This window comes from Bacillus stratosphericus, assembly GCF_020524495.1.
GTDB lineage: Bacteria > Bacillota > Bacilli > Bacillales > Bacillaceae > Bacillus > Bacillus stratosphericus_B.
The window spans coordinates 1-17,754 of sequence record NZ_JAIVLB010000050.1; the positions used below are offsets into that span (position 1 = coordinate 1).

Consider the following 17,754-nt stretch of genomic DNA (forward strand, 5'->3'; position numbering starts at 1 on the left):
AACCGAAGTTCTGTTTTTCGTCAGTTTGACTGACTACCTATGAAGTATCATAGGATTTTTTATAATAACTCGAATTAACAGGTACGTTTTGTCTTGTTTAGTTTTCAAAGAACTTGTTTTCTACTCTCTCAAAGCGACCACTTAAATATATCATATATCCTTATCAACAGTCAATATTTTTCTTGAAAAACATTTTATTTTTAAAGAAGTTTTTCTGTGAAAGCGATAAAAAATAGAGCCTCTTTTTTTGCTCCTTTGAAAGGTTAACATATATCTATGAAAAAAGCATTATAAATTTCAAAAAAAATAAAGCCGGTGAAGAACCGGCTTTATTTTTACTCAGGTTGCTCTTGATCTGACTCTGCGTTTTCTACATTTTCTTCATCGTCTTCTTGTGATTGTTCAACTAATGCGACTGTAGCGACATGCTCGTCATCACCCAGACGGATCAGGCGGACACCTTGAGTGACTCGACCTGTTGTGGAGATGTCTGAAACGGCCATACGAATGATCACACCGCTCCCTGTAATAATCATCAAATCTTCTTCAGCTCCAGCATTGGTCGCCTTCACTGCGACAAGCGGACCGTTGTTGTCAGTGATCTTGCATGTTTTAAGACCTTTACCGCCACGAGTTTGAACACGATATTCTTTTTCAGACGTTAATTTACCATAACCTTTTTCGGTTACGATCAATACGTTGGCATCTGGCTCAAGGATTTCCATTCCAACAACGATGTCATCCTCAGAAAGTGTGATCCCTTTGACTCCAGCTGCCGTACGTCCCATTTCACGAACATCTGTCTCGTGGAAACGAATGAGCATACCTTTTTTCGTTCCAATGATGATTTGCTTTTCTCCATTTGTTAAACGAACGGCCATCAGTTCGTCTTCGTCACGTAGGCTTAGTGCAATCAAACCGTTATTTCGAATGTTTGCAAACTGAGACAATGACGTTCGTTTCGATACACCATGTCTTGTTGTAAAGAAGAGATATGAATCTTCATCAAATTCGCTTACTGGAATAATGGCGTTAATCCACTCTCCCTTTTCTACTTCAAGAAGATTAATGATTGGAATCCCTTTCGCTGTCCGTCCAAATTCAGGAATCTCATATCCCTTCGCACGATAGACCTTCCCTTTGTTAGAGAAGAAGAGAATCGTATCGTGGGTTGATGTTGAGATCAGTTGTTCAACAAAATCATCCTCGTTGGTCCCCATTCCTTGGACACCTTTACCGCCTCTTTTTTGACTGCGGTACGTAGATGAAGGAAGACGCTTGATATAACCATTATGAGTCAGTGTAATCACGATGTTTTCAACAGGAATCAAGTCTTCGTCTTCAATTGTTTCAATACCCGCTGTCACAATTTCAGTACGGCGCGTATCATTATAGCGTTCTTTTATTTCCGTTAATTCTTCTCTAATGATTTCAAGAACTTTCTCATTATCTGCTAAAATGGCTTTCAATTCAGCAATCAAGTCAACAAGTCCTTTGTATTCTTCTTCTATCTTTTCTCTTTCCAAGCCTGTCAAGCGTTGGAGTCGCATATCAAGGATGGCTTGTGCTTGTTTTTCAGACAAGCTATAGTTTTCCATTAAACCATTTCTTGCAATTTCAGCAGTTTGAGAGCTTCTAATTAAAGAAATGACTTCATCTAAGTGATCAAGGGCAATTCTTAAGCCTTCTAAAATATGAGCTCTAGCTTCAGCTTTACGTAGCTCGTACGCTGTTCTTCTGCGAATGATCACTTTCTGATGCTCAAGATAATATTCAAGACATTGTTTGAGAGATAAGACTTTTGGCTGTCCGTCAACAAGCGCCAATAAGTTAACTCCAAATGACGTTTGAAGTGTCGTTTGTTTATAAAGATTGTTCAATAGAACATGGACATTTGCGTCTCTTCGCAGTTCAATGACAATCCGCATTCCATTACGATCAGATTCATCACGCAGATCTGTAATGCCATCAATCTTTTTATCGCGCACAAGATCAGCGATTTTTTCGATCAAACGAGCTTTGTTGACCTGATATGGAATTTCATTGATGACAATCCGCTGTTTACCGCTAGATGTTTCTTCAATGATTGATTTTGCACGTAGGGTAATAGAGCCTCGGCCCGTTTCATATGCCTTACGAATCCCGCTTCGGCCAATGATTTGTCCCGCAGTTGGGAAATCTGGTCCAGGAATAATCTCCATTAATTCCTGTGTGGTCATTTCTGGGTATTGACTAATAGCCAATACCCCATCAATTACTTCACCTAATTGGTGTGGGGGGATATTGGTGGCCATCCCTACAGCGATTCCTGTTGCCCCGTTGACCAATAAATTTGGGAATCTAGCAGGCATCACGATTGGCTCTCGTTCACTGCCATCGTAGTTATCTTGATAATCAATGGTATCCTTTGTGATATCACGGAGGATTTCCATCGAAATCTTAGATAAACGCGCCTCAGTATAACGCATAGCCGCTGCACCGTCTCCATCGACTGATCCAAAGTTCCCGTGCCCTTCAACTAGCATATTCCGATAGTTAAAATCTTGCGCCATCCGAACCATTGCTTCGTATACAGCGCTATCACCGTGCGGGTGGTACTTACCGATAACTTCCCCAACGATACGTGCAGATTTCTTAAACGGTTTATCACTTGTCATACCTAGGTCATTCATCGCATACAAAATTCTTCGATGCACGGGCTTTAATCCGTCTCGTACATCTGGTAACGCACGCGAAACAATAACACTCATTGCATAATCTAAAAAGGACGTACGCATTTCTTGGCTAATATTCACTTCGCGTACATTTGGTGTATGTTTTTCACTCAATATAAAAACCTCCCTTTACGTATCACATGAAATAAATTATGTGGGAGTAAAATATGTATTTATCTTCACAAGACTATTCTCCATTATATCAATATTCTTGGTGTTATACACATTTATTTACTAGAAAATCAGCGAAAACGCAGAAAACCAGGACATTCGTTTCACAGACCTGTTTTTTGAAAAACAACCTTATTCCAAAACAAGAAATAAGGTTGTTCTCAAGGGGACCTATCTAAATATCAAGATTTTTCACGTATTGTGCATTTTCTTCGATAAAGTTTCTTCTCGGTTCTACTTTATCTCCCATTAGCATTTCAAATGTCTCATCAGCATCGATTGCATCCTCAAGCGTGACTTGAAGAAGTGTTCTCGCTTCAGGGTCCATTGTTGTTTCCCAAAGCTGAGCAGCATTCATTTCTCCAAGACCTTTATATCGCTGGAGGCCAGGCTTCGGTGTTTGAGGCAGTGTTTGTAAGAGCTCATCTAACTGTTTATCGTTATACACATACTCCACACGTTTCCCTTGTTGCACTTTGTATAAAGGCGGCTGCGCAATATACACATAACCGTTTTCAATGATTTCACGCATGTAACGATAGAAGAATGTTAAGAGTAGCGTACGAATATGCGCTCCATCAACATCCGCATCTGTCATGATGACAATTTTGTGATAGCGTGCTTTCTCTAAAGTGAAGTCTTCGCCGATTCCAGTTCCTAATGCTGTAATCATTGAACGAACTTCGTTGTTAGATAGAATTTTATCTAATCGTGCTTTTTCAACGTTTAGAATCTTTCCTCTTAGTGGTAAGATCGCTTGGAAGTGACGATCACGACCTTGCTTAGCAGATCCACCCGCAGAGTCACCCTCTACGATATAGAGCTCAGAGATAGAAGGATCTTTGGAAGAACAGTCTGCCAGTTTTCCAGGCAAGCTAGAGACTTCTAGTGCACTTTTACGTCTTGTGAGCTCACGTGCCTTTTTGGCCGCCATTCTTGCACGAGCTGCCATTAGTCCTTTCTCCACAATTTTCTTCGCAGAATCAGGATTTTCAAGCAAGAATTTCTCTAGTGCTTCAGAGAAAAGAGAGTCTGTAATGGTTCTTGCTTCTGAGTTCCCAAGCTTTGTCTTCGTTTGTCCTTCGAATTGAGGGTCTGGATGTTTGATGGAGATAATCGCCGTTAGACCTTCTCGCACATCTTCACCGCTCAAATTCGAGTCTCCCTCTTTGAATACGCCGTTTTTACGAGCGTAATCATTGATGACACGCGTCAGACCTGTTTTAAAGCCTGCTTCGTGTGTTCCGCCTTCATATGTGTTGATATTGTTAGCGAAAGAATAGATATTGCTTGTATAGGAATTGTTGTATTGTAAGGCAACTTCGACAGTGATTCCATCTTTTTCTCCCTCGATGTAAACTGGTTCTTCATGAACCAATTCCTTCGAGCGATTTAAGTGTTCTACATAGCTCTTAATTCCGCCTTCGTAGCAGTATTCATTTCTCCGCTCTTTACCTTCACGTAAATCTTCAATGACGATGTTCACGCCTTTTGTTAAGAAAGCTAACTCACGTACACGGTTTGCAAGTGTATCGTAATCGAATTCAATGGTTTCCGTGAAAATTTCTTGATCTGGCACAAAATGAGTGATCGTCCCTGTTACATCTGTTTCACCAATGACCTGTATATCCCCAACTGGAACACCGCGTGTGAATTCCTGATAATGAATTTTCCCATCACGGTATACTGTCACGTCTAAGGTAGTAGATAACGCATTTACAACAGAAGCCCCTACACCATGCAAACCGCCAGATACTTTATAACCGCTGCCATCAAACTTACCGCCAGCGTGAAGAACAGTCATAATGACCTCTACTGCAGGGCGTCCCATCTTTTCATGAATCCCAACAGGAATACCGCGGCCATTATCTTTCACAGTAATGCTGTTATCTTTTTCAATTTGCACTGTAATGTCTGTACAATATCCAGCTAATGCCTCATCAATACTGTTATCGACAATTTCCCATACAAGATGGTGAAGTCCTTTTGCATTGGTTGACCCAATGTACATTCCTGGACGTTTTCTAACAGCTTCTAGTCCTTCAAGCACCTGTATTTGATTTTCATCATAACTATTATGTTGCTGTTCCATTGCCACGTACATTCACCTACACTTTTCTTAAACGATATATTTATATGAATTGAGCTTTTAGACTTCAATTTCAACCACAAATGAAGCACGTTTTTTGAGCGTACTTGAGGAAAGAGGAGAGTAATAAACGGATTCAGTTGTGACGACAATGGATTTGGGTGTCCCTTGTGACAACGAAATGACTTGTTCCTCTTGTTTTTGAAGAAATTCTTCTACAACAGAAGATGACCTCATTTTGTAATCAACAATTGCGACAATCTCTCGTGTAGAAACAACACAATCATCACCTAAATGAATATACAAGACTCACACCTCATTTATCAGTCAATTACTTTTCCACTGGCTACTCTAAAAATTTCCGCTTCTTTCAGTGTAGCGTGATCGATGCCTTCAACACTTGGTGTGGTGACGAAGGTTTGTACACGTCCCTGAATGGTATGGAGCAAATGAGACTGTCTGTAATCATCAAGTTCAGATAAAACATCATCGAGTAGAAGAATTGGGTATTCACCGATTTCTTCGTGTATCAGATCAATTTCTGCCAGCTTTAGTGAAAGAGCTGTAGTTCTTTGCTGCCCTTGAGAGCCATATGTCTGAACATCCCGACCATTCACAAAGAAAAGAAGATCATCTCTGTGAGGTCCCCACAGTGTCACCCCTCGGTCTATTTCTCTGTCTATTAGTTTCTGAAACGATTCTTCATAGCTATTTTTTATTTTCGACAAATCTGACGCTTCTGATACCTCTAGCGCTGTCTGGTATTGGAGCGTGAGTGTTTCTAGCTCTCTAGAAATCCCAAAATGCAACGGCTGAGCCCATTTTTCAAGCTGTTTCGTAAAAGTAAGTCGCCTTTTGACAACCTTCGCTGCCGCATCAATCAACTGCTCTGTTAATATATCCAGCATCGCTTGATCCGTTTGCTTTCTTGTTTGCAATTGTTTCAAGTAATGATTTCGCTGCGACAGGATTTTTTGATAGAGCGATAAATCATGCAAGTAGACAACAGAAACTTGTCCAATCTCCATGTCGAGGAATCTTCTGCGGACTTGCGGGCTGCCCTTTACAAGACTCAGATCCTCCGGTGCAAACATGATGGTGTTTAAAGCACCAACATAATGACTGAGCTTCTGTTGTTCAATGTGATTGACCTTTCCCTTTTTACCTTTTTTTGAGATCACGAGCTGCATTGGGAGAGGACCGTTTTTTTTGATGACTCTACCTTCTATTTTAGCATAATCTTCGTCCCACTGGATAAGTTCTTTATCATTTGACGTACGATGAGACTTTGCCATCGACAATACATAGATCGCTTCCATCAAGTTCGTTTTACCTTGAGCGTTCTCACCGATCATGACATTGACCTTATTGTCGAATTGAAGTTCAGTGTGTTCATAGTTTCGGTATGAGGTTAAGGCCAGACTCTGAATGTACATGTATTGTCACCCGTTTCTAATTCACAACTTGAAATGTGCCATAACCTTCAATCTCGACAACATCCCCTGGGTATAATTTACGTCCCCTTCTATTATCTGGATCTTGATTAATGAACACCTCATGTTCACTTAAAAACCATTTCGCCATTCCGCCAGATTGGATGACTTCGGCTAATTTCAAAAACTGCCCTAATGTAATCATTTCTGTTTCAATGGTTATAAGATTAGGCATTGTATCGACCTCTTTCAATATCACTAATATCTAATTGTACTAAAAAACAAGACAAGAAGGAAAGGGGAAAAGAGAACTGCGATGAAAGAAAGCATGGTAAACGAGAAGAGAAGCTGCTGTGCATTCACACAGCAGCCATAATAGATCAAATTAATACGTTCTGACTGGAAGAATCAATTGCAAGATTGAATCATCATTCGGCGTGCATAAAAGAAATGGCCTCATCGCACCAGTGAACCTTACATGAATGTCTGTTCCCTCTAATACTTTTAAAGCATCTAGCATATACTTCGGACTAAAGGAGATCTTTAGGTCCTCCCCCTTAATGTCATCCGCTTGAACAGTTTCAACTACTTTACCAATTTCAGGAGAATTAGAAGAAATTTCTAGAATTTGTGCCGGATCAGCAGACAGCTTCACAACGTTATTACGTCCCTCTCTTGCAAAAAGTGATGCGCGATCAATGGCTTGTAAGAATTCCTTCGTGTTCACCACAACATCCGTTTTACTTTCTTGAGGGATGAGACGGTCAGTATCAGGATAATTACCATCTAACATTCTTGAGAAGAACAGCACGTTTTGTGCTTTAAAAAGAACTTGTGTCTCGGTAATCACGATGCTCACAAGGTCTTGTCCATCATCAAGAATTTTACTTAGCTCTGTTAAACTCTTACCTGGAATGACCACATTGTACGAGCTTTCCTCGTTTATCTCTAACTTCGCTTTTCTTAAAGCTAAACGGTGGCTATCCGTTGCAGTACATATTAATTCACCTTTTTCCACCTTCCAGTTTACACCTGTCAAGATAGGTCGTGTTTCTGAGGTGGACACCGCAAAAACAGTTTGGCGAATCAAGTTTTTGAGCAGATCAGTTGGAATTTGAAATGCATGATGCTCTTCAATTTGAGGCAGATGCGGATATTCTTCAGCATCTAAGCCATTTAAATTAAATTCTGCTGAACCAGAGCGAATGATGGTTAGATAGTTTTGTTCTACTTCAATTTCGACTGTAGACATTGGCAGTTTCTTAACGATTTCACTAAAGAAGCGAGCCTGAAGTACAATACTTCCGGGACGATCAATTGTAATGACTTCTAAATCTCCATCTCTTTTAGGAATAAAAGATTCAATTGAAATGTCAGAATCACTTCCTGTAAGAGAAACTCCCTCACCAGATGCAACAATTTTAATCCCTGTCAAAATAGGAATCGTTGTTCTAGAGGAAACGGCCTTTAATACATCTTGGACACATTCAACAAGACGATCTTTTTGAATAGTGAATTTCATAGTGGTCCTCCTAAATTTTCTTAGACATGTATGTATATATTTATTTATAAAAAGATCGTAGAAGTAATAGTAGGGCTTGTGAATATGTGGATAAGTTAGTGAAACGCTAGGGAAGGCGGTCTATCCACATGTGGATAGACTGTGTATGACCATGCTGGAGTTATTCACATTTTCCCGTACTAACAATATCAGCTTGCTTATTTTAATTGTTCTTTGATCTCTTTGACATGCTGTTGAAGCTGTTCATCTTCAACAATTAATTTCGAAATTTTTTCATGAGCATGAATGACAGTCGTATGATCACGTCCGCCAAATTCCTCTCCGATTTTAGGTAGAGAGGAATCAGTCATTTCCCTAGAGAGGTACATGGCAATTTGTCTTGGATATGCTACTGATTTTGTCCGTTTCTTCGCTTTGAAATCCTCTAATCGGATATTAAATTGTTGTCCTACAATTCTTTGAATATCTTTAATCGTAATAACCCTTGGTTTGGATGAAGGAATAATGTCCTTTAGGGCTTCAGCTGCTAAATCAGCATTGATGTCTTTATTAATTAAAGAAGAGTAAGCAACGACACGAATTAAAGCACCCTCCAACTCCCGAATGTTGCTGTCGATTTGATTGGCAATATAAAGCATGACCTCATTGGGTATGTCTAAACCTTCTGCCTTTGCCTTTTTGCGTAAGATCGCAATACGCGTTTCTAGATCTGGCGGGGTAATGTCTGTAATTAACCCCCATTCAAATCGGGAGCGTAATCTGTCTTCAAGTGTCGGAATTTCCTTCGGCGGTCGATCACTAGAAATGACGATTTGCTTACTTTCTTCGTGAAGTGTGTTAAATGTATGGAAAAATTCTTCTTGTGTTTGTTCTTTTCCTGCTAAAAATTGAATATCATCTATCAAAAGCACATCTACATTCCGATAGCGATTACGGAAGTCGACAGCTTTGTTGTCACGGATCGAGTTGATAAATTCATTTGTAAATTTTTCAGATGATAGATAGACCACTTTCGCTGATGGATTATGGTCTATGACGTAATGACCAATCGCATGCATCAAATGAGTCTTTCCTAAACCAACGCCCCCATAAATAAAGAGCGGATTATATGCTTTTGCTGGTGCTTCTGCCACGGCAAGTGAAGCGGCATGAGCAAAACGGTTGCCTGACCCAATCACAAAAGTATCAAATGTATATTTGGGATTCAACATATTTTGTGGAATTTCAACGGGTTCTTCTTTCGACATTTTTTTTATTGGAGACTTTGGCATGGCTTCCTCTTCGTCCTGATTTTGAGGAATAATGAACTTGATGCTGAGCTCTTCACCTGTCAGTTCATATATGGTATCTGCTATTAAGTGAAGATATCTTGACTCCAGCCAGTCTCTAGCAAATTCATTGGGTGCAGTGATGGTTAGCGTATCACCATTAAGAGAATGGGCTTTTGTCGATTTCATCCATGTTTCAAAACTAGGTTTGCTCAATTTTGTCTCTATTTTTTGAAGTGCTTTATTCCACAGGTCCAAAATATTTTCCATAAGGCTTCTCCCCCCTCCTTTTCTTTTTAAAATGACCAGTATCAAACTGTTATAGAACACAGAAAAGAGCAAATGGTGATTACCATTCGTGCACATCTTTTGTTGAAAACAATTAATATAGTAGAAAAACGTCTTTTCGACAAATTACACAATTTGTGGATAAACAATTCAACAGGCTGTGTACTAACTTTCCACAGGTTATCCACAATTTGTGGATAACCTAAATGGGCCGGATCAAAAATTAAGAGTTAAACACAAATATAATATCAAAATAAGCAAGATGGTGCAATGGGTGTTGTAAACTTATCCACACACTTTACATACTGTTGAAAAATAATTATCCACATAGGTTATTTGTGTGAAAAAAATGTCGATAAAGTGTGTGGATAGTCTAATTATGCCGGGAAAATATCCACATCCTTGTTTTAAAGGTCTTTTAGGAGGAAAAAAAGAATAAAATGCTGGAAACTGAAAAAGAATGTTTCTTCACTTGATAACTTGTGTTATGCTTATAAGGTTGATAATAAGAGTTTTATCATTGATATTGACAATCGATGGGTTACACAAATATAATGAGTTAGACTGTCTTAAACAGCTATTCCTCAGGGAGGTGTCATAAATGAAAAGAACGTTTCAACCAAATAACCGTAAGCGTAGTAAAGTTCATGGCTTCCGTAGCCGTATGAGTTCTAAAAACGGACGTCTAGTTTTAAAGCGACGCCGCAGCAAAGGTAGAAAAAAATTATCAGCTTAGGCCACTGAATAATGTCAGTGGTCTTTTTTACATAAAATCGTAAATGAACTGTCAGTTTTTATCGGAGTGGAAGAAAACATGAAGAAGCGAAACAGGATAAAAAAAAATGAAGAGTTTCAAAAAGTGTTCAAACAAGGTCAATCAATGGCTAATCGCCAATTCGTAATTTACCAGCTGGATCAACCACATCGAGATGAACTGCGTTTGGGATTGTCTGTTAGTAAGAAGATAGGTAATGCAGTGATAAGAAATCGAATTAAACGACTGGTCCGTCAGGTATTTTTAGAGGAAGGTCATAAGTTAAAGAAAGAAAAAGACTACATTGTGATTGCTCGAAAACCAGCAAGCGAATTGACCTTTGAGGAAACAAAGAAGTCTCTCCAGCATTTATTTAGAAAATCCGCTGTTTATCAACAACAACCGAAAAAGTCTTCGTAATAGAAACTTTCGTTGAATCAATTTTTAAAAGCGCTTCCTTCATCTAGTGAATTAAAATGAAACCACCACTTTGTAATGAAAAAATGTTACCATACTGATTAGGTGAGTCACTTTCGTAATCATTTCCAACTTAAATAAAGTTTGAAGTAATGGGAGGAATCTTGTTGAAAAGGCGATTATTACTAATATTTAGCTTAATTGGCGTGTTGGTTCTATTGGCAGGATGTACACAAATTAATGAACCAATTACATCAGATAGTGAGGGATTCTGGAATTCTTATATTGTTTACCCGCTATCTCAATTAATCACGTACATGGCAAATTTAACTGGTGAAAACTATGGTGTTGCGATTATTATCGTAACAGTTTTGATCCGTTTGCTCATATTACCATTAATGATTAAACAGTTAAGAAGTACAAAAGCAATGCAAGCACTGCAGCCAGAATTGAAAAAGCTTCGTGAAAAATACAGCTCAAAAGATCAAAAAACGCAGCAGCAGCTCCAACAGGAAACAATGGCACTTTTCCAAAAGAATGGTGTAAATCCTTTGGCAGGGTGTTTCCCGATTCTCATTCAAATGCCAATCTTAATTGGTTTTTATCATGCGATTATGAGAACAGCTGAAATCAAAAAGCACACATTTCTATGGTTTGACTTAGGTAGTCCAGATCCATTATTTCTATTACCGATTATTGCGGGTGTAGCTACTTTTGTTCAGCAGAAGCTAATGATGGCAGGGAATCCTTCGGACAACCCACAAATGGCGATCATGCTTTGGGTTATGCCGATTATGATTGTTGTATTTGCAATTAGTTTCCCAGCGGCACTTTCATTGTACTGGGTGGTAGGTAACATCTTTATGATCATTCAAACATTGGTGATTAGAACACCTCAAGTACAAGTTCATACAAAAGAAAAAGATGGCGGGAATAAAAAATGAAGGAAATAACTGCTGTCGGTCGTACAATCGAAGAAGCAGTAGATTCCGGACTTAAACAAATTCAGCTACTAAAAATAGATGTAGATATCACAATAGTAGATGAAGGAAGTAAAGGTCTTCTAGGATTATTTGGTAAAAGACAAGCTGTTGTCAAGTTAGTAGAAAAGAGAGATGCTCTCAAATTATCTACACATTATTTGGATAAAATTGTTAAATCAATTGATCCTAAAGCGAAAATTGTTTTTTACAAGCAACCGAAAAAGATATCTTTCGACATTCACGGAGATAAAACGTCGTTAATGATTGGAAAAAGAGGACAAACATTATACTCTTTAGAAACATTGGTACAGTTAGTGTTTAACCGGTATTCCGATCAGTATCATCATATTACCATTGATATTGGAGATTATAGGAAGAAACGTCAAGAAGCACTTGAACAATATGCCATCAAGACGGCAAACCGTGTTTTAAAAACGAAGAGAAAGGTTCATTTAGAACCTATGCCTTCTAATGAACGAAAAGTCGTTCATGATACGATCGCTGCATTTTCTAAAACACTTGATACGGTATCAGAAGATACAGGCAGCAAACGTCATGTTGTGGTGCTGTATATAAATTAGCAGAAAGGCTAAGATTCAGCAAAGCTGGATTTTAGCCTTTTTTTATTGAAAAATTCCCTTTCAATAGAAGTTTCATCCTTTATTTCTAAGAAGTTAATATGCTTTTTGTATGGAAAAAGTCATTTTTACTATGTATACCAGCATTAGGGCGTTTGAATTTCGTAAATTTAGGTGTAAGATGTGTAGACAAGTTGAGAACGTCGTTATTCACATGTGGATAAGTTAAGTGGTAAAATAGATAGGGTGTAAAGTTGTGGATAATTAGATATGGAATGCTTTCACTTCGCATTCATTTGTGGTATCTTTAAATTTTGGATTAAGCGTTTTTGATATATAAATGGACATTGTCCATTAAATAGATAAAAGACTGTCTATTAAGTAGAGAAAGAGGTGAATGAGCGGTGGATACAATTGCAGCAATTTCTACACCAATGGGTGAAGGGGCAATTGCAATTATTCGTTTAAGTGGGCCTAATGCGGTTCAAATCGCTGATCGGATGTATAAGGGTCCGAAGGAGAAAAAACTTGTTTCAGTGGATTCCCATACCATTCATTATGGTCATATTGTGGATTCTAGCACAGATCAAGTGATAGAAGAGGTCATGGTGTCGGTATTAAGGGCACCAAAAACATTTACGAGAGAAGACGTTATTGAGATCAACTGCCATGGCGGAATTGTGACGGTAAATAAAGTATTACAGCTTGCTTTAAGAGAAGGAGCAAGATTAGCGGAGCCAGGTGAGTTTACAAAACGTGCTTTCTTAAATGGACGAATTGATCTTTCGCAAGCAGAAGCCGTAATGGACTTGATTCGTGCAAAGACAGACCGTGCGATGAATGTGGCGATCACTCAAATGGAGGGGCGTCTCTCCAGTTTGATTAAACGACTTCGAGGCGAGATATTGGAAACATTGGCACATGTTGAAGTGAACATTGACTACCCTGAGTATGACGATGTTGAAGAAATGACACATCGAGTACTAGTTGAAAAAGCGGCATCAGTGAAAAAGGAAATTGAATCGCTGCTCACGACTTCACACCAAGGGAAAATCCTTCGTGAGGGCTTATCAACTGTTATTATCGGAAGGCCAAATGTAGGGAAGTCTTCCTTGCTGAATAGTCTTGTACAGGAAACGAAGGCGATTGTGACGGATATTCCTGGAACAACGAGAGATGTCATCGAGGAGTATGTGAATGTAAGAGGCGTACCCCTTCGTTTAGTAGATACCGCTGGGATACGTGAGACTGAGGACATTGTTGAGCGTATAGGGGTTGAACGTTCAAGACAGGTCTTAAAAGAAGCCGACCTGATTTTACTTGTGCTCAATTATAGTGAGGAATTATCAGAGGAAGATATCAAACTTTTTGAAGCTGTCTCAGGTATGGATATCATTGTGATTGTTAATAAGACAGATCTTGAGCCTAAGCTTGATGTAGAAAAGGTTAAGCAGCTAGCGAAGGATCGTCCGGTGGTCACAACATCATTGTTACAAGAAAAAGGGATTGATGAACTTGAAATGGCTATTCAATCACTATTCTTCACAGGTTCAATTGAAAGTGGAGATTTAACGTATGTAAGTAATACGAGGCATATTGCACTTCTTCAGGCAGCAAAACAATCAATTGAAGATGCTCTTGAAGGAATTGAAATGGACGTACCGATCGATATTGTTCAAATAGATTTAACTCGCTGCTGGGAGCAGCTAGGTGAAATTATTGGGGATGCTGTTCATGAAAGCTTGATTGATCAGTTATTCTCTCAATTCTGTTTAGGAAAGTAAAGGGAGGAACATAAGAAATGGGTTATGAAGCTGGCCAATATGATGTAATCGTCGTAGGTGCCGGACATGCAGGTGTTGAGGCTGCTCTTGCTTCTGCAAGACAAGGCGCCAAAACACTTGTATTGACCATCAACCTCGATATGGTTGCTTTTATGCCATGTAATCCGTCCGTAGGTGGTCCGGCAAAAGGGATTGTCGTCAGAGAAATTGATGCACTAGGCGGAGAAATGGCGCGGAATATAGATAAGACGCATATTCAAATGCGCATGCTGAATACTGGGAAAGGACCTGCTGTCCGTGCGTTAAGAGCGCAAGCAGATAAGTTCCAATATCAGCACGAAATGAAAAAAACAATGGAAAATGAACCAAACCTGACAATGCTACAGGGTATGGTGGATCATTTAATTGTAGAAGATGATGAATGTAAAGGTGTCGTTACACAAACAGGCGCGAATTATCGTGCGAAATCTGTTGTCTTAACGACTGGTACTTTCTTAAAAGGTCGCATTATTTTAGGGGATCTTTCTTATTCAAGCGGCCCTAATAACCAGCAGCCTTCCATTAAATTATCGGATCATCTAGCAGAATTAGGATTTGATTTGGTTCGTTTTAAAACAGGAACACCACCTCGAGTGAATAGCCACTCGATTGACTATAGTAAGACAGAAATTCAACCAGGTGACAATGTACCACGGGCGTTTTCCTATGAAACGGTTGAATATATTACAGATCAATTGCCATGCTGGTTAACATACACGAGTTTAGAGACACATCAAATTATTGATGAGAATCTTCACCGTTCTCCAATGTATTCAGGTATGATTAAAGGAACTGGTCCAAGATACTGTCCTTCCATTGAAGATAAGGTGGTTCGTTTTAATGATAAACCAAGACATCAAATTTTCTTAGAGCCAGAAGGTCGTAATACGCAAGAAGTTTATGTTCAAGGTTTATCTACAAGTCTTCCGGAGGATGTACAACAGCGTATGCTTTCAACCATCCCAGGACTTGAAAATGTACAAATGATGCGAGCGGGCTATGCCATCGAGTATGATGCCATTGTTCCTACACAGCTGTGGCCGACACTTGAGACGAAGAAAATTTCTCGATTATATACAGCCGGTCAAATTAATGGAACGTCCGGTTATGAGGAAGCAGCAGGTCAAGGAATTATGGCAGGTATTAATGCAGGAAGAAAAGCATTAGGGAAAGAAGAAGTCATTTTAAGCCGATCTGATGGATATATCGGTGTTCTGATCGATGATCTTGTCACAAAGGGAACAAATGAACCTTACCGTCTGTTGACATCTCGCGCAGAGTACCGTCTACTTCTACGGCATGACAATGCTGATTTAAGATTAACCGAGCTTGGATATAACATTGGATTAATTTCTGAAGAGAGATTCCAAGCATTCCAGCAGAAAAAAGAAGCCATTGAAGCAGAGAAAAAACGTTTATATTCTGTGATCATTAAACCAACAACCGAAACACAGGAGTATATTCGTTCACTTGGTGGAAGTGAGCTGAAAGACGGCATCCGTGCAAGTGATTTAATGAAGCGCCCAGAAATGAACTATGAGACTGTTGTGAAATTAGCTCCTGCTGAAACGCTACTTCCTTCAGAAGTATGTGAGCAGGTAGAGATTCAAATTAAATACGAAGGTTATATTGAAAAGTCGCTCCAACAAGTTGAAAAGCTGAAAAAGATGGAGAACAAAAAGATTCCGGATCGAATCGATTATGATGCCATTAAAGGAATTGCAACTGAAGCGAAACAAAAGCTGAAAGAAGTCCGACCGCTTTCTGTTGCACAAGCTTCTCGTATTTCAGGCGTTAACCCTGCTGATATTTCTATCCTTTTAGTGTATTTGGAGCAGGGACGTATTGCGAAGATAGCAAAGTAGAAAGGATGTCGGCATGAACATTGAACAATTTACAGCAGCACTAGAGGAGAAAGGGACCACTCTTTCTCCAGTGCAGCTTGAACAATTTGAAACTTACTTCCGCATGCTTGTAGAATGGAACGAGAAGATGAATTTAACATCCATTACAGAAAAGGAAGAAGTGTATTTAAAGCATTTTTATGATTCGATATCAGCAGCATTTTTTATTGATTTTCACAATGTGACAACCATTTGTGATATTGGAGCTGGTGCTGGTTTTCCAAGTATTCCTCTTAAAATTTGTTTCCCTCATCTACATGTGACCATTGTTGATTCTCTTCAGAAACGAATTACGTTTCTAAATGAATTATCAAAAGGGTTAAACTTACAAGATACTTCTTTTTATCATGATCGTGCGGAGACCTTTGGCCAACGTAAGGATCAGCGTGAAAGCTATGACCTTGTCACTGCTAGAGCGGTTGCACGTTTATCGGTCTTGAGCGAACTATGTCTGCCTTTGGTGAAAAAGGGAGGATGGTTTGTTGCGTTAAAAGCATCTGCAGCTGACGAAGAAATGAAAGCAGGGAAAAAAGCCGTCACTGTCCTCGGAGGAGAGGTTGTTGAAAGGCATTCCTTTGTTCTTCCTTTAGAAGAAAGTGAACGGAACATCATTGTCATTGAAAAGAAAAAGCAAACACCAAAAAAATATCCTAGAAAACCAGGAACACCTAATAAATCACCAATAGAAGGTTGATCATGTAAAAGGTCGGTTTTTCTTCAATATTTATGATTTTACAGAAGGAAAAAACATGAGAAAATAGAATTATAAAAAGGTAGTTTTTAAAGGTGGTGTAGGTTCATGAAGCATTCACTCTCACGCTTCTTCGGGCTTGGTGACAAAGAGCATCCTGAGCGTGAAACCGATATAGAGGCAGGGATTGCTGAGCATGATACATTAAAGGAAGAGATACAGGAGCTCCCGGTCGACACAATTATGCCTAACCGTTTTCAGCCACGCACCATTTTTTCAGAAGAAAAGATACAAGAGCTGGCCACGACTATTCATACACACGGCATTATTCAACCCATTGTTGTCAGACCAACAGAAGAAGAAGGAAAATATGAACTGATCGCCGGCGAAAGACGTTGGAGAGCGGTACAAACTCTTCAATGGGAGAAGATCCCCGCTATTATAAAAGATTTTACTGATACAGAAACGGCCTCTGTGGCATTGATTGAAAATTTGCAAAGAGAAGAGCTGTCTGCTATAGAAGAGGCTCATGCTTATGCACGTCTTTTAGAGCTTCATGAATTAACGCAAGAGGCACTTGCTCAGCGCTTAGGCAAGGGACAATCGACTGTTGCAAACAAATTAAGACTTTTAAAGTTGCCTGAAGAGGTACAACAGGCCATTTTGGAGAAAAAAATCTCTGAGAGACATGCTCGATCGCTTGTACCCCTAAAGCTTCCAGAATTACAAATTGTTCTATTAAAGGAAATTATCGAAAAGCAGCTGAATGTGAAACAAACTGAAGAGCGTGTAGTGAAGATGCTTGAACAAAAAACAGATCGCAAACCAAAGCCAAAACGTAAGGCGTTTAGTCGAGATACAAGAATTGCGATGAATACCATTCGCCAGTCTCTCCATATGGTAGAAGACAGCGGACTTAAAATAAATACCGAGGAAGAAGAATTTGAGGAGTACATCCAATTAACGATTCGAATTCCTAAATAGAAAAAAGCTGATGAGATGGGACTGACCCCCTAAGATGAGACAAATAAAAAACACCTTCAAGTTTGAAAACGGACCGTTGTGATCCGAAATAAAACATGGAGGTGTTTTTTCTATGGGGACAAGAGTGAGTTATCC

15 protein-coding genes are annotated in these 17,754 nt (G+C 39.2%); 8 read left to right on the forward strand and 7 right to left on the reverse strand.

Translation table 11 applies throughout. The features are described 5' to 3' along the window. Positions 1-335: 335 nt before the first annotated feature. The 7 genes from gyrA to dnaA all read right to left on the reverse strand — a co-directional run bounded on the left by gyrA (position 336) and on the right by dnaA (position 9,467). Positions 336-2,828 (reverse strand): DNA gyrase subunit A, encoded by a 2,493-nt coding sequence (gene gyrA, locus LC033_RS14985; protein ID WP_226569776.1) that lies wholly within the window; start codon positions 2,826-2,828, stop codon positions 336-338. A gap of 232 nt (positions 2,829-3,060) precedes the next feature. Beyond that, positions 3,061-4,977: a DNA topoisomerase (ATP-hydrolyzing) subunit B gene (gyrB, locus tag LC033_RS14990; RefSeq protein WP_226569803.1), complete on the reverse strand. Its 1,917-nt coding sequence runs from the start codon at positions 4,975-4,977 to the stop codon at positions 3,061-3,063. A 57-nt stretch (positions 4,978-5,034) separates the two neighbouring features. Next, positions 5,035-5,280 carry an extracellular matrix regulator RemB gene (gene remB / locus LC033_RS14995; protein WP_226569778.1) on the reverse strand — a complete coding sequence of 82 codons (246 nt, stop codon included), beginning with the start codon at positions 5,278-5,280 and terminating at the stop codon, positions 5,035-5,037. Between the two features lie 17 nt (positions 5,281-5,297). Beyond that, on the reverse strand, positions 5,298-6,410 hold the full coding sequence (recF, locus tag LC033_RS15000; RefSeq protein ID WP_226569780.1) for a DNA replication/repair protein RecF: 1,113 nt from the start codon (positions 6,408-6,410) through the stop codon (positions 5,298-5,300). Between the two features lie 16 nt (positions 6,411-6,426). Continuing rightward, positions 6,427-6,642 carry a ribosome maturation protein RlbA gene (gene rlbA / locus LC033_RS15005; protein WP_226569783.1) on the reverse strand — a complete coding sequence of 72 codons (216 nt, stop codon included), beginning with the start codon at positions 6,640-6,642 and terminating at the stop codon, positions 6,427-6,429. Between the two features lie 150 nt (positions 6,643-6,792). Next, positions 6,793-7,929 carry a DNA polymerase III subunit beta gene (gene dnaN / locus LC033_RS15010; protein WP_226569785.1) on the reverse strand — a complete coding sequence of 379 codons (1,137 nt, stop codon included), beginning with the start codon at positions 7,927-7,929 and terminating at the stop codon, positions 6,793-6,795. A 197-nt stretch (positions 7,930-8,126) separates the two neighbouring features. Further along, entirely contained in the window at positions 8,127-9,467 is a 1,341-nt protein-coding gene (dnaA, locus tag LC033_RS15015; RefSeq protein ID WP_226569787.1) for a chromosomal replication initiator protein DnaA, read from the reverse strand. Positions 9,468-10,086: 619 nt separating this feature from the next. Here dnaA and rpmH point away from each other — a divergent pair. The 8 genes from rpmH to noc all read left to right on the forward strand — a co-directional run bounded on the left by rpmH (position 10,087) and on the right by noc (position 17,619). Further along, a complete protein-coding gene (gene rpmH, locus LC033_RS15020) occupies positions 10,087-10,221 on the forward strand; it encodes a 50S ribosomal protein L34 (RefSeq protein ID WP_008360908.1) in 135 nt (44 codons plus the stop codon). 78 nt (positions 10,222-10,299) lie between these two features. Then, positions 10,300-10,659 carry a ribonuclease P protein component gene (rnpA, locus tag LC033_RS15025; RefSeq protein WP_226569789.1) on the forward strand — a complete coding sequence of 120 codons (360 nt, stop codon included), beginning with the start codon at positions 10,300-10,302 and terminating at the stop codon, positions 10,657-10,659. A gap of 164 nt (positions 10,660-10,823) precedes the next feature. After that, positions 10,824-11,600, forward strand: coding sequence for a YidC family membrane integrase SpoIIIJ (gene spoIIIJ / locus LC033_RS15030; RefSeq protein ID WP_226569790.1), 777 nt, complete (start codon positions 10,824-10,826; stop codon positions 11,598-11,600). Beyond that, a complete protein-coding gene (jag, locus tag LC033_RS15035) occupies positions 11,597-12,220 on the forward strand; it encodes an RNA-binding cell elongation regulator Jag/EloR (RefSeq protein WP_226569792.1) in 624 nt (207 codons plus the stop codon). The genes spoIIIJ and jag overlap by 4 nt, the downstream gene beginning before the upstream one ends. A 401-nt stretch (positions 12,221-12,621) precedes the next feature. Then, entirely contained in the window at positions 12,622-14,001 is a 1,380-nt protein-coding gene (gene mnmE, locus LC033_RS15040; RefSeq protein ID WP_226569794.1) for a tRNA uridine-5-carboxymethylaminomethyl(34) synthesis GTPase MnmE, read from the forward strand. Between the two features lie 17 nt (positions 14,002-14,018). Further along, positions 14,019-15,905, forward strand: coding sequence for a tRNA uridine-5-carboxymethylaminomethyl(34) synthesis enzyme MnmG (mnmG, locus tag LC033_RS15045; protein WP_226569796.1), 1,887 nt, complete (start codon positions 14,019-14,021; stop codon positions 15,903-15,905). Positions 15,906-15,918: 13 nt separating this feature from the next. Then, the gene (gene rsmG, locus LC033_RS15050; RefSeq protein ID WP_226569798.1) at positions 15,919-16,638 is read left to right on the forward strand and encodes a 16S rRNA (guanine(527)-N(7))-methyltransferase RsmG; all 720 of its coding nucleotides are present in this window, start codon (positions 15,919-15,921) and stop codon (positions 16,636-16,638) included. Between the two features lie 105 nt (positions 16,639-16,743). Next, positions 16,744-17,619 (forward strand): nucleoid occlusion protein, encoded by an 876-nt coding sequence (gene noc / locus LC033_RS15055; RefSeq protein ID WP_226569800.1) that lies wholly within the window; start codon positions 16,744-16,746, stop codon positions 17,617-17,619. Positions 17,620-17,754 lie beyond the last annotated feature (135 nt).